The sequence below is a fragment of the Micromonospora sp. BRA006-A genome (genome assembly GCF_033433935.1).
In the GTDB taxonomy this organism is placed as follows: domain Bacteria; phylum Actinomycetota; class Actinomycetes; order Mycobacteriales; family Micromonosporaceae; genus Micromonospora; species Micromonospora aurantiaca.
The window spans coordinates 6,672,859-6,684,798 of the sequence record NZ_JANCLW010000001.1; the positions used below are offsets into that span (position 1 = coordinate 6,672,859).

At 70.9% G+C, this 11,940-nt stretch carries 9 protein-coding genes; 4 read left to right on the forward strand and 5 right to left on the reverse strand.

Annotated features, from left to right (window positions below; genetic code table 11):
- Nucleotides 1-53: 53 nt before the first annotated feature.
- Nucleotides 54-2,879 carry a transglycosylase domain-containing protein gene (locus tag NMK34_RS30600; RefSeq protein WP_318336205.1) on the reverse strand — a complete coding sequence of 942 codons (2,826 nt, stop codon included), beginning with the start codon at nucleotides 2,877-2,879 and terminating at the stop codon, nucleotides 54-56.
- Between the two features lie 194 nt (nucleotides 2,880-3,073).
- On the reverse strand, nucleotides 3,074-3,520 hold the full coding sequence (locus tag NMK34_RS30605; RefSeq protein WP_013289362.1) for a DUF5318 domain-containing protein: 447 nt from the start codon (nucleotides 3,518-3,520) through the stop codon (nucleotides 3,074-3,076).
- 175 nt (nucleotides 3,521-3,695) lie between these two features.
- Here NMK34_RS30605 and NMK34_RS30610 point away from each other — a divergent pair, with 175 nt between their 5' ends.
- Both NMK34_RS30610 and NMK34_RS30615 read left to right on the forward strand, forming a co-directional pair.
- Nucleotides 3,696-4,334, forward strand: a complete 639-nt coding sequence (locus tag NMK34_RS30610; RefSeq protein ID WP_120572535.1) for a PadR family transcriptional regulator — start codon at nucleotides 3,696-3,698, stop codon at nucleotides 4,332-4,334.
- A 23-nt stretch (nucleotides 4,335-4,357) separates the two neighbouring features.
- The gene (locus NMK34_RS30615) at nucleotides 4,358-5,437 is read left to right on the forward strand and encodes an inositol-3-phosphate synthase (RefSeq protein ID WP_013289364.1); all 1,080 of its coding nucleotides are present in this window, start codon (nucleotides 4,358-4,360) and stop codon (nucleotides 5,435-5,437) included.
- Between the two features lie 65 nt (nucleotides 5,438-5,502).
- On the opposite strand, the gene NMK34_RS30620 is transcribed toward NMK34_RS30615, so the two are convergent.
- Nucleotides 5,503-5,982, reverse strand: a complete 480-nt coding sequence (locus NMK34_RS30620) for a methylated-DNA--[protein]-cysteine S-methyltransferase (RefSeq protein ID WP_047892731.1) — start codon at nucleotides 5,980-5,982, stop codon at nucleotides 5,503-5,505.
- 79 nt (nucleotides 5,983-6,061) lie between these two features.
- On the opposite strand from NMK34_RS30620, the gene NMK34_RS30625 reads away from it, so the two are divergent.
- Both NMK34_RS30625 and NMK34_RS30630 read left to right on the forward strand, forming a co-directional pair.
- Entirely contained in the window at nucleotides 6,062-6,604 is a 543-nt protein-coding gene (locus tag NMK34_RS30625; protein ID WP_120572533.1) for a hypothetical protein, read from the forward strand.
- Nucleotides 6,605-6,629: 25 nt separating this feature from the next.
- Entirely contained in the window at nucleotides 6,630-8,138 is a 1,509-nt protein-coding gene (locus NMK34_RS30630; RefSeq protein ID WP_318336206.1) for a flotillin family protein, read from the forward strand.
- A 57-nt stretch (nucleotides 8,139-8,195) separates the two neighbouring features.
- Here the strand turns inward: NMK34_RS30630 and NMK34_RS30635 are convergent, their stop codons facing one another.
- Together NMK34_RS30635 and NMK34_RS30640 are read right to left on the reverse strand one after the other, a co-directional pair.
- The gene (locus NMK34_RS30635) at nucleotides 8,196-10,232 is read right to left on the reverse strand and encodes a S8 family serine peptidase (RefSeq protein ID WP_318336207.1); all 2,037 of its coding nucleotides are present in this window, start codon (nucleotides 10,230-10,232) and stop codon (nucleotides 8,196-8,198) included.
- Nucleotides 10,233-10,410: 178 nt separating this feature from the next.
- The gene (locus NMK34_RS30640) at nucleotides 10,411-11,871 is read right to left on the reverse strand and encodes a CCA tRNA nucleotidyltransferase (protein WP_318336208.1); all 1,461 of its coding nucleotides are present in this window, start codon (nucleotides 11,869-11,871) and stop codon (nucleotides 10,411-10,413) included.
- Nucleotides 11,872-11,940: the final 69 nt, after the last annotated feature.

Here is an 11,940-nt window from a genome sequence, read left to right on the forward strand (position 1 = left end):
AACGCGGCGGCGGCCGGACCTCGGGTCCGGCCGCCGCCGTCGGGTGGTACGCGTCAGTTCTGTCGTGTCGGTGGTGTGCTCGGTAGCAGCCCACCGCCGCCACCGCCCCCACCGGGACGTCCGCCGCCGCCGGGGAGTCCGCCCCCGCCGGGGTTGTTGCCGCCCTGGTCACCACCGCCGGGGTTGCCGCCGCCGGGGGTGCCTCCGGGGCAGAACAGGCCGAGCGGGTCGCAGTTCGGGCCGCCCGGCTGGCCGGGCTCGTTCGCCGGCGGCGGCGCCTCGCCGTTGCCGGTGTCGTCCTTGCCGATGTTCGCCGCGGGCGGGAACTCTTCCTTGTCCTTGCCCTTGAGCGCGTCGTTCATGAAGCGCTGGAAGATGTCACCCGGCATCCGGGCGCCACTGATGTCCCGGCCGTCCTTGTACTTGATCGCCTTGCGGTCCTTGACGTTTCCGACCCAGACGGCGGTGGCGAGCTGTGGCGTGTAGCCGATCATCCAGGCGTCACCGTTGGCGGTCGTCTTGTCGTTGAGTTCCCAGGTGCCGGTCTTCTCGGCGACCTGACGGCCGTCCTCGAGCTTCTTGTTGATCTGGCCCGGGTACTGCTTCAGCACGGAGGTGACGTCGGCGACGATGTCCTTGTCGATCCGCGGCTTGGGGGCGAGTTTCTCGCCCCCGAGCATGTCCCACGTGCCGGTGTCCGGGTTCTGCTTCTCCACCTTGCGGATGAAGTGCGCCTTGTTGTAGACGCCCTGGTTGGCGAAGGTGGCCACGCCGTTGGCGTGGTCGAGCACCGTGATCGGGTACTGGCCGTAGCCGAGGACGTGGAAGAACGGCGACGGCGCCAGGTCCTTCGGATCGGCCTTGGTCAGGTCGTGCGCCTTGGCGGGGTTGGTGTCGGTCTGCCACATGGTGGTGACGCCAGCCTGCTTGGCCATGTCGAGCACCTTGTCCGGCCCGATCTGTTCGGTGATGTAGTAGAACGGCACGTTCAGCGACTTCAGCGTCGACTGTTCGAGCGTGCAGGAGTCACCGCACTTGACCGTGTCCGCGCCGGCGTTGCTGACCTTGAACTTGGTGCCCTTCGGCGTGAACGCCGTGCCCTTCCACCGGGACTTGAGCGAGATGCCTTCCTTGAGCGCCGCGGCGAGCGTGTAGATCTTGAAGCTCGAACCCGGCGAGTGACCGCCGCTCACCACGCCGTTGTCGACGTTCTTCCCGGCGTAGTCGGTGCCGGTGCCGTTGTCGCCGCCGTAGTAGGCGAGCACCCGGCCGGTCTTCGGGTCGATGGCCACCACGGCGGCCATCAGGTTCGACGGCTGGCCGGCGAGCTCGGAGCCCTTCTTGGCTCGCTGGGCCGCGGCGAGCGCCGCCTCCTGCATCTTCCGGTTGATCGTGGTGGTGATCTTGTAACCACCCCGGCTCAGCGCCTTGGAGCACAGCGGCGTCTTCTCGGTCGCCTCGGCCTCGTTGTCGGTGCAGAGCTTCATCTCGCGCAGTTCCTGCGAGACGTAGTTGACGATGTTGCCGTACGGGGTGTCGATGCCGAAGCCGCCGCCGCTGTTCTTCGACGGCTTCGCGATGTTCTTCGGGTACTCGGTGGGGTGCACCGGCATGTTGGGCGCATCGAGCCACTTCTCCGTGATCATGCCGTTGATCACGTAGTTCCACCGGTCCAGCGCGGCCTGCGGGTTGATCGCCGGGTCGTAGCCCTGGTGGGTGGCGCTCGGCTCCGGCTGCTTGATCAGCGCGGCGAGCACAGCGGCCTCGGCTACGGTCAGGCTCTTGACGTCCTTGCCGAAGTAGGTCCGCGCCGCCGCCTGGATGCCGTACGCGCCCCGGCCGAAGTAGATGACGTTCAGGTAGTGCTGCATGATCACGCGCTTGTCGTACTTGTCGTTCAGCTTGGAGGCGAGGATCGCCTCCTTCACCTTGCGGCCGTACGTGTCCTGGTTCAGGTTCTCGAACGCGTTGCGCGCGTACTGCTGGGTGATGGTCGAGGCGCCCTGCTTGTCGCCGCCGGTGAGGTTGTTCCACGCGGCCCGGGCGATGCCCTTGTAGTCCACGCCGGAGTGCTTGTAGAAGTTCCGGTCCTCCGCCGCGGCGACCGCGTGCTGGACGTGCTCCGGGATCTGGTCGATGGTGACGAGCTGCCGGTTCTGGTCGCCGATCCGGGCGATCGCGGTGCCAGTCGAGTCGTAGATGGTGGTGGACAGCGGCGGGATGGTGTCCTCCGGGAGCACCACCTTGGTGGAGTACCAGGTGAAGCTCACCACGCCGATGCCGGCGAGCATGATGAACACGGCGAAGCCGGCGATCAGGATGTTGATCCGGCGGCGCTTCTTCGCGCGCGCCGGGTCCTCACCGCGGCCACGCCGGCCGGGACCGAGCGGACCGCCGGGGCCACCGGGGCCGCCGCCCGCGGCGCCTGGTACCCGGGCGCGGCCACCGACTGCTGCCGCGCCGACGCTCGCGCGTCCGCCCACGCTCGCACGCCCGCCGACGCTCGCCGCGCCCACGCTCGCCGCGCCCACCGAGGCCCGCCCGGCCGGAGCGGCCGGGGAGACCGGCACCGACGCCCGGCCGGCGCCAGCGCGCCCGGAGGCGCCGGGTGCCGGCGAGACGGGCACCGAGGCGCGTCCGCCCGTACCGGCCCGGCCGACCGAGGCCGAGCCGGACGCTCCGCGCGGCACCGGAGCGGCGCCACCGACCGAGGCCCGGCCACCCGCGCCGTACGGTGTCGCGGATGCGCGCGCCGAGGCGCCGCCGTCCGGCGCGCCGGACCAACCGTTCCCGCCCCGGCTCCCTCCGGAACCGGGGTCGCCGTTCGGGCCCGGGATCTGGGCCCGCCCACGCGAAGAACTGGGATCGCCGTAGTTCATTCCTCACACCCTGCCGGTCGCGGTGGGGCGCGGGGGCGCCGCCACCGGGTTGCCGTGAGCTGGAACACGGGACGTTACCCGCCGGCGGTACCGGCGCGCGCCCGTCAAATCCGACCTATTCGGACCAATTACGCTTAAAGGCTGTCGACCCTGCCACCCGGGGAATGGGCCGGCAGCGATCGGGACAGCCGCGTTCACCGTTGCGCCTCTCGCCTTCGCCGAGGGGTGGAGCCGTTGGCCGCGACCGACTCGTCCGCGTCCTCCGCCTCGCCCGCGAGACCGTCCCGGCCGAGCAGGAACTGCTCGACGAGATGGTTCCAGTCGCAGCCGGGGCAGACCTCCACCACGAACACCTGGAACTCACGCAGCGTCATGGCCAGGACGGGCAACTCGGCCCGGGTACGCGCCTGGCCGGCCGACTGCTTGAGTTCGTCCCCGTAAATGTAGTGGACGTGGATCAGGTTCTCGCTGCGGCAGATCGGGCAGCGGTGGTCCGTCGGCTCGCCGTGGAAACGAGCAGCGTTCTTCAGGTACGGCGAGGCGTCGCAGACGTCGTACGTGCCGATCCGCCCGGCGAGCAGTTCACGCAGCACAGCCCGCTTCTGAAGCGAGTAGTCGACGACCTGGCGCTGCGTACGCATGCGGGAAAGGGTACGCGCTCCGGCGAACCCAGGCGACCACGGTCACGATCCGTGATGATCGCGTCGCGTAAGCAGGGGTTTGCCCCACCCTCCCCTCTCCGCTAACGTGCGATGTATCGGTCCGATACATCGCGGTGGTTAGCACTCCGCGCAGGGGGAAAAGAAGGGATGGCCCGTGCTCGAGCTCGCCATCCTCGGCCTCCTGCAGGAGGCGCCGATGCACGGCTACGAGCTGCGCAAGGAGCTGACCGCCAAGCTCGGCGCCATCCGGGCGGCGATCAGCTACGGCTCTCTCTACCCGACCCTGCGCCGGCTGCAGGCGGCGGGATGGATCGCCGAAGCCGCCGAGACACCCGCGACCGCCGAGGAGGTTCCCGCGCTGACCAGCCGACGCGGTCGGGTGGTCTACACCATTACCGCGGAGGGCAAGGAACGCTTCGCCCAGCTCATAGCGCAGGCTGGACCCGAGACGTACGACGACACGGGCTTCGGCGTGCACTTCGCGTTCTTCGCCCGGACCGACCAGGCCACCCGGCTCCGGATCCTGGAAGGTCGTCGCCGCAAGATCGAGGAACGTCGCGAAGGTCTTCGTGACGTGCTCGGCCGGGCAGCCGAGCGACTCGACGCGTACACCCTGGAACTGCAACGCCACGGGCTCGACGCCTGTGAGCGCGAGGTCCGCTGGCTGGAGGAGCTCATCGCCAACGAGCGCTCCGGCCGGGCCCCGGCCGACCCGCGACCCGGGACGGCCGGTGGCCGAGGAGACAACGACAGCCCGCCCACGCCTGGAACGTCCAGGACAGAGCGGCCGTGATGAAGAAGAAGGAGGCAGACGCTATGGGCTCCGTCCGCGTCGCCATCGTCGGTGTGGGTAACTGCGCCTCGTCCCTCGTACAGGGCGTGGAGTACTACCGGAACGCCGACCCGAACGACCGCGTCCCGGGTCTCATGCACGTCACCTTCGGCGACTACCACGTCTCCGACGTGAAGTTCGTCGCGGCGTTCGACGTGGACGCCAAGAAGGTGGGCATGGACCTCGCGGAGGCGATCGTCGCCAGCGAGAACAACACGATCAAGCTGTGCGACGTGCCGCCGACCGGCGTCACCGTGCAGCGCGGCCCGACCTTCGACGGTCTGGGCCAGTACTACCGCGAGATCGTCGAGGAGTCGGACGCCAAGCCGGTCGACGTGGCGCAGGCGCTGCGCGACGCCCAGGTCGACGTGGTCGTCTCCTACCTCCCGGTGGGCTCCGAGGAGGCCGACAAGTTCTACGCCCAGGCCGCGATCGACGCCGGCTGCGCGTTCGTGAACGCCCTGCCGGTCTTCATCGCCTCCGACCCGGAGTGGGCGAAGAAGTTCACCGACGCCGGCCTGCCGATCGTCGGCGACGACATCAAGAGCCAGGTCGGTGCCACCATCGTGCACCGCGCCCTGGCGAAGCTCTTCGAGGACCGCGGGGTCGAGCTGCTGCGCACGTACCAGCTCAACTTCGGCGGCAACATGGACTTCATGAACATGCTGGAGCGCAACCGCCTGGTCTCGAAGAAGATCTCGAAGACCCAGTCGGTGACCTCGCAGATCCCGCACGAGATGAGCAAGAGCGACGTGCACATCGGCCCGTCCGACCACGTGCCGTGGCTGGACGACCGCAAGTGGGCGTACATCCGCCTGGAGGGCCGCTCCTTCGGTGACACCCCGCTCAACGCGGAGCTGAAGCTCGAGGTGTGGGACTCGCCGAACTCGGCCGGTGTCATCATCGACGCCGTCCGGGCCGCGAAGATCGCGCTGGACCGGAAGATCGGTGGCCCGATCCTCTCCGCCTCCTCGTACTTCATGAAGTCCCCGCCGGAGCAGTACGCCGACCACGACGCGCACGCCGCCGTCGAGGCGTTCATCGCCGGTGAGATCGAGCGCTGACACGCTGACACGCACAGGAAGGAAGGCCGGGTCCGCGCGGACCCGGCCTTCCTTCTTCGCGTACGTCAGGACCAGGCGCGTCGCAGCGCCACCGACGCCTCCAGCTCCAGCAGCGTCACCTTGCGAGGCAGCCCGCCGCCGAAGCCGACCAGCTTGCCGCCCGCGCCGACGATCCGGTGACAGGGCACGATCACCGGCACCGGATTGCGGTTGCAGGCCACCCCGACCGCCCGGGCGCCGCCGGGGTCACCGACCGCCTTCGCCACCTCGCCGTACGTCTTCGTCTCGCCGTAGGGGATGCGGGTCATCTCCCGCCAGACCGCGCGCTCGAACTCCGAGCCGCGGGGCGCCGACACCGGCACGGTGAACTCGGTCAGCTCGCCGGCGAAGTACGCCCGCAGCTCCGCCACCGCCAGCCGGGCCACCGCGTCGCCGGGCTCGTCGGCCGCCCCGTCCACCCGGCCGAAGTGCGCGCCGCGCACCGCGTCGTCGTCGGTGCCGACGGAGAACTCCCCGATCGGGGAGTCGAGCACGGTCCAGCGCATGTCACCCATTGTCGCGCGACCGCCGACATTCTCCCCGGCCGGCCCTGACCCGCCGCTGAACGTCCGCTGAACGAAGTCGATGTTGCACGGCGTCGATACCGTGCAGGTCATGGCCACCGGGACGCTCATTTTCCTGATCATCGGCGGGGTCGGTGTGGGCGTGCTGACGCTCGCCCTGCTCGGCTCGGGAGTGCTCCACCTCGGCCAGCCGGACGTCGACGGGCCGGTGTCGCTGGAGGCGGCCGCCGGGTTCACCGGGGCGTTCGGGTTCGGCGGCGCGATCGTCAACGAGCTGCTCGGGGGTCGTACCCCCGGAATGATCGCGGCGGCGGTGGCCGGCGGTGCGCTCGCCGCCGTGCCCACCGGGTGGCTGGCGGCCCGGCTGAGCCGCGCGGCCCGCAACATGCGCACCGACGCCACACCCACCCGCGACCACCTGGCCGGCGCGATCGGGCTGGTGGTGACGCCGATCCCCAGCGGCGGCTACGGCGAGGTGCGGGTACGCCTCGCCGGCCAGCCGGTGAAGCTCAACGCCCGCGCCGACGGGCCGATGCCGGTCGGCACCCGGATCTTCGTGGTCGAAGCCCTGAGCGAGACCAGCGTGCACGTCGAGACCTACTGACACCACCACACAGACGGGAACCCCCATGCCCCTGCTCGTCGCCATCGGCGGCGCGGTCCTCCTCGCCGTCGTCCTCGTCCTCTTCGTGTTGTCCCGGATCAAGGTGGCCGGGCCGAACCAGGCGTTCATCGTCACCGGCCGCAAGGGCCGCACCACCCAGACCGCCGACGGGGGCCGGGCCACCGACATGTCCGGGCAGAAGGTCGTGCTCGGCGCCTCGGTGTTCGTGCTGCCGGTGGTGCAGAAGCTCCAGTCGCTCGACCTGTCCAGCCGCCGGATCGACGTCAGCATCCGCGGCGCGGTGAGCAAGCAGGGCATCCGCACCGAGCTGCACGGCGTCGCGATCGTCAAGGTGGGCGGCACCGAGGACGCGATCCGCGCCGCCGCCCAGCGCTTCCTGAACCAGCAGGAGGAGATCGACAACTTCACCCGCGAGGTGCTGGCCGGCGCGCTCCGCTCGATCGTCGGGCGGCTCACCGTCGAGGAGATCATCCGGGACCGGGCGGCGTTCGCCAGCGCGGTCGCCGAGGAGGCCGAGCACTCGATGACCAACCAGGGCCTGGTGCTGGACACCTTCCAGCTCCAGGACATCCTGGCCGAGGGCTCCTACCTCCAGGACCTGGGGCGGCCGGAGGCGGCCCGGGTGCTCAAGGACGCGGCCATCGCCGAGGCGCGGGCCCGCCAGCAGGCCGAGCAGGAGCGGCTGCTCGCCGAGGAGGCGATCGCCGAGGCGAACCGGAACCTGGCGCTCAAGCAGGCCGGCATCCAGGCCGAGATCGACGCGGCCAAGGCGAAGTCGGCAGCGGCCGGGCCGCTCGCGCAGGCCGAGCGGGACCAGGCGATCCTCTCCGAGCAGCAGAAGGTGGCCGAGCGCAACGCCGAACTGAAGCAGCGCCAGCTCGACACCGAGGTGCGCAAGCCGGCCGACGCCGCCCGGTACAAGGTGGAGCAGGAGGCCGAGGCGAACCGCAACGCGGCGGTGCTCAACGCCGACGCGCAGCGGCAGGCCACCATCGCTGCCGCGCAGGCCTCCGCCGAGCAGGCCCGCCTCACCGGTGAGGGCGAGCGGGCCCGCCGGGCCGCGCTGGCCGAGGCGAACGCGATCGAGGGCGCCAAGGAGGGTGAGGCCGAGCAGCGTCGCCGTTCCGCGATCGCCGAGGCGGTCGAGCGGGAGGGCCAGGCCGAGGCCGCGGCCATCCTCGCCAAGGGGCAGGCCGAGGCCGACGCGATGGCCCGCAAGGCCGAGGCGTTCGCCGCGTACGGCGAGGCGGCCGTGCTGGACCTGCTGGTCAAGGTGCTGCCCGAGGTCGTCGGCGCGGCCAGCGCCCCGATCGGCGCGATCGACAAGATGACGGTGATCTCCACCGACGGCGCGTCGTCGCTGACCAAGTCGGTGGCCGGAAACGTCGCCCAGGGCCTCCAGCTCGGCAGCGACCTGACCGGCATCGACCTGGCCGGCCTGCTGGCGCGGCTGGGCAGCAGCGCCCAGCACAACGGCAAGACCACAGTGGACGGCAGCACCGTCGCCCCGTGACGACGACGCCCGCCGGTTCCCCTCGGGGAGCCGGCGGGCGTCGTGCGGTGGTACGGGTCAGAGCACGGCGACGACGAACTTCTCGCCGGCGCCCAGGCCGAGGGTCGGGCTGTTCCAGTCGATGGTCCGGCCGGCGATGAGCTGGCTGGTGCCGGCGCTGCCGGCGGTGACCGCCTTCTCGTTGATGTTCGCGTACAGGTAGACCGAGCCGTCGGCGTTGTAGTCGAGGAACGACATCCCCTCCCACGCGCCGATCGAGGCGCCCCGGGCGATCAGCGGCTTCGCCCCGGCGCTCTCCGCCGTGACGAACTTGCCGTTGATCTGGGCCTTCAGGCCGAAGGTGCCGTAGCCGTCACCGACGTTCACCAGCTCGTACTTCTCCCAGGCGCCGACGGTCGCCGAGCGGGCGATCAGCGGCTTCGCCCCGGCGCTCTCCGCCGTGACGAACTTGCCACTGGCCACCGACTTGATGCTCACGAGGGGCGCCGGGGCGTCGAAGTCGAACTTCTCGGCGGTGCCGATCGCGGTCTTGCTGGCGATCAGCGGGGAGGTGGCGCTCGGCGCGGTGACGTACTTGCCGTTGATCGCCGCCTTCAGGCTGATCGTGCCGTCGGTGTTGTCGACGATCTGGAACTTCTCCCACGCGCCGATGGTGGCCGAGCGGGCGATCAGCGGCTTCGCCCCGGCGCTCTCCGCCGTGACGAACTTGTTCGTGACCCGCGCCCGCAGGCCGAACAGGCCTCCGCCGGCGTCGACCACGTCGTACTTCTCCCAGGCGCCGATGGCCGTGCCCCGGGCGATCAGCGGCTTCGTCCCGGCGCTCTCCGCGGTGACGTAGCGGCCGTTGACCCGGGCCTTGAGCCCGTACGAGCCGCGGGCCGTCGCGGCCGAGCCGATGTGCAGCAGCCGGTCGGTGGAGCCCATGATGTCGTGCACCGCGCCGCCGATGCCGGTGGTCACGACCGAGTCGCGCACCTGCTGCGGCGACCAGCCCGGGTGCTCCTCCAGCAGCAGCGCGGCGGCGCCCGCCACGTGCGGGGACGCCATCGAGGTGCCGCTCATCGACTCCGTGCCGGCGCTGCTGCCGGCCTTGGCCGAGACGATGCCGGTGCCGGGGGCGAACAGGTCCAGGCAGCGGCCGTAGTTGGAGAACCAGGCGCGCATGTCGACCCGGTCGGTGGCGCCGACGGTGATGGCGGCGGGCACGCTCGCCGGCGAGGAACCGCAGGCGTCCTGCATGCTGTTGCCGGCGGCGACCGCGTAGGTGATGCCGGACGCGATCGAACGGGTGACCGCGTCGTTGACGGCCTGGTCGACGCGGTCGACGCCGAGGCTCATGTTCGCCACGGACGGCCCGGTGGCGTTGGCGGTGACCCACTCGATGCCGGCGATCACCTGCTCGGTGTCGCCGCTGCCGGAGCAGTCGAGGACCCGGACGGCGACCAGGTCGACGGCCTTGGCGACGCCGTACGTCGTACCGCCGATCGTGCCCGCCACGTGCGTGCCGTGCCCGTCGCAGTCCTGCGCGACGTCGTCCTGCTCGACCGCGTCGTAGCCGTTGCGGGCGCGCCCGCCGAAATCCTGGTGGTCGATGTCGATGCCGGTGTCGATCACGTACGCGGTCACCCCGGCGCCGGTCGACGGATAGGTGTACTTGCCGTCGGTCCGGGTCTTGAGCTGGTCGATCCGGTCCAGGCCCCACGGCGGAGTGGTCTGGGTGCCGGCGGTACTCCAGCGCTGGACCTGCTGGACGTACTCGACGTCCGGGTCGGCGGCGAGCCGCGCGGCCTGCCGGGCGTCCATCGTGGCCGAATAGCCGTTCAGGGCCTTGCCGAAGACCCGGCGGACGGTGCCGCCGTGCTCGCCGGCCAGCGCGGACGCGGCAGACTTCACCTTGGCCGGGGTGGTCTTGCCCTTCTTGAGGACCACGATGTAGCGGCCGGGCACCGCCTCGGCCGTGCCGGCGCCACTGATCGGCGGTCGCTTCGGGTCGGCGAGGGCCGGCCCGGCGACTGTGGCGCAGAGGATGGAGGTGGCGCTTGTGAGGGCCAGCCCCACGAGCGCGGAGCGGCGCAGGCCGCCGTGACGTGTCACGAATTGACTCCCCGTGTCCAGCGACCGTCCGGAGCAGACGGGCGGATGAGATCAGCACAGCCGCATCTGTCGATCCGGCGGCTGCCGATGCTCATCATGCGGGAGACATCGACCGGAACGGGTCAACCGTTCGGTCGACACGCCGCCGTATCGTCGTCAGATCCCGGACGCCGAGGGCTCAGCCGGTGATGCCCTCGTCGCGCGCCCAGCGCAGCAGCTCCGCCTCGGCCTCGTCGCGGTCCAGCGGCCCGCGCTCCAGGCGCAGCTCCTTGAGGTGCTGCCAGGCCCGGCCGACCACCGGCCCCGGCGGTACGCCGAGCAGCTCCATGATCGCGTTGCCGTCCAGGTCGGGACGGACCCGGGCCAGGTCCTCCTCGGCGGCGATCCGGGCGATCCGCTCCTCCAGCGCGTCGTAGTCGGCCGCGAGCTGGGCCGCCTTGCGCCGGTTGCGGGTGGTGCAGTCGGAACGGGTCAGCTTGTGCAGCCGGGACAACAGGTCGCCGGCGTCGGTGACGTACCGGCGCACCGCCGAGTCGGTCCACTCGCCCCGGCCGTACCCGTAGAAGCGCAGGTGCAGCCCGACCAGCTTGACCACCTGGGAGGTGATCTCCTTGGAGTAGCGCATCGCCTTCATCCGGTTCTTGGTCAGCCGGGCGCCGACCACCTCGTGGTGGTGGAAGCTGACCCGGCCGTCCGCGCCGACCGCCTTGGTGGCCGGCTTGCCGACGTCGTGCATGAGCGCGGCCATCCGCAGCACGAAGTCGCAGCCGTCGGACTCCAGCGACATGGCGTTGCTGACCACTGTGAGCGTGTGCTCGTAGACGTCCTTGTGCTGGGCGTGCTCGTCGATGGTGAGCTTCAGGCCGGTCAGCTCGGGCAGGAAGCGCTCGGCCAGCCCGGTGTCGACGAGCAGGCGCAGCCCGGTGATCGGGTCGGCGCCGCAGAGCAACTTGGTGAACTCGTCCCGGATCCGCTCGGCGGTGATCCGGTCCAGGTCGCCGGCCATCTCGGTCATCGCGGCCCGGACGTCCGGGTGGACGGCGAAGCGGAGCTGGGCGGCGAACCGGGCCGCGCGCAGCATCCGCAGCGGGTCGTCGCGGAACGACTCCTGCGGCGTCCCGGGGGTACGGATGATCTTTGCGGCCAGGTCGGCCAGCCCGCCGTACGGGTCGGTGAACCGGTGGTCGGGCAGGCTGACCGCCATCGCGTTGACGGTGAAGTCGCGGCGCTTGAGGTCCTCGGTCAGGCTGGTGCCGTACTGCACCACCGGGTTGCGGCTGACCTGGTCGTAGACCTCCGCCCGGAAGGTGGTGATCTCCAGGTTGAGGCCGTCTCGCTGGCAGGCGATGGTGCCGAACTCGCGTCCGGTCTCCCAGATCGACTCGGCCCAGCCGCGGATGACCTTGATGGTCTCGTCCGGGTGGGCGTCGGTGCAGAAGTCGAGGTCGTTGCCGAGCCGTCCGAGCAGCGCGTCGCGGACGGATCCGCCCACCAGGTGCAGTTCGTGACCGGCCCGGGCGAAGCGCCGGCCCAGCTCGTCGGCGACCGGTGAGACTCGGAGCAGTTCGGCGACGGCGTTGCGCTGCGCGGCGGTCAGTTCGCGGCGGTCGGCGGCGTGGGAGGCGGAGGCTTCGGACATGGGATCGCCAGCCTATCGGGCCGGAGGTGGATCGACCGCGCCGGGCGCGGGTAACGGGTCCGGGTTGAC

Excerpts from the sequence above, each read along its gene's own strand:
- NMK34_RS30625 (WP_120572533.1), top strand. The coding sequence starts at position 6,062 with ATGTTGCACGGCGTCGATACCGTGCAGGTCATGGCCACCGGGACGCTC.
- NMK34_RS30615 (WP_013289364.1), top strand. The coding sequence starts at position 4,358 with ATGGGCTCCGTCCGCGTCGCCATCGTCGGTGTGGGTAACTGCGCCTCG.
- NMK34_RS30630 (WP_318336206.1), top strand. The coding sequence starts at position 6,630 with ATGCCCCTGCTCGTCGCCATCGGCGGCGCGGTCCTCCTCGCCGTCGTC.
- NMK34_RS30620 (WP_047892731.1), bottom strand. The coding sequence starts at position 5,982 with ATGCGCTGGACCGTGCTCGACTCCCCGATCGGGGAGTTCTCCGTCGGC.
- NMK34_RS30640 (WP_318336208.1), bottom strand. The coding sequence starts at position 11,871 with ATGTCCGAAGCCTCCGCCTCCCACGCCGCCGACCGCCGCGAACTGACC.
- NMK34_RS30600 (WP_318336205.1), bottom strand. The coding sequence starts at position 2,879 with ATGAACTACGGCGATCCCAGTTCTTCGCGTGGGCGGGCCCAGATCCCG.
- NMK34_RS30605 (WP_013289362.1), bottom strand. The coding sequence starts at position 3,520 with ATGCGTACGCAGCGCCAGGTCGTCGACTACTCGCTTCAGAAGCGGGCT.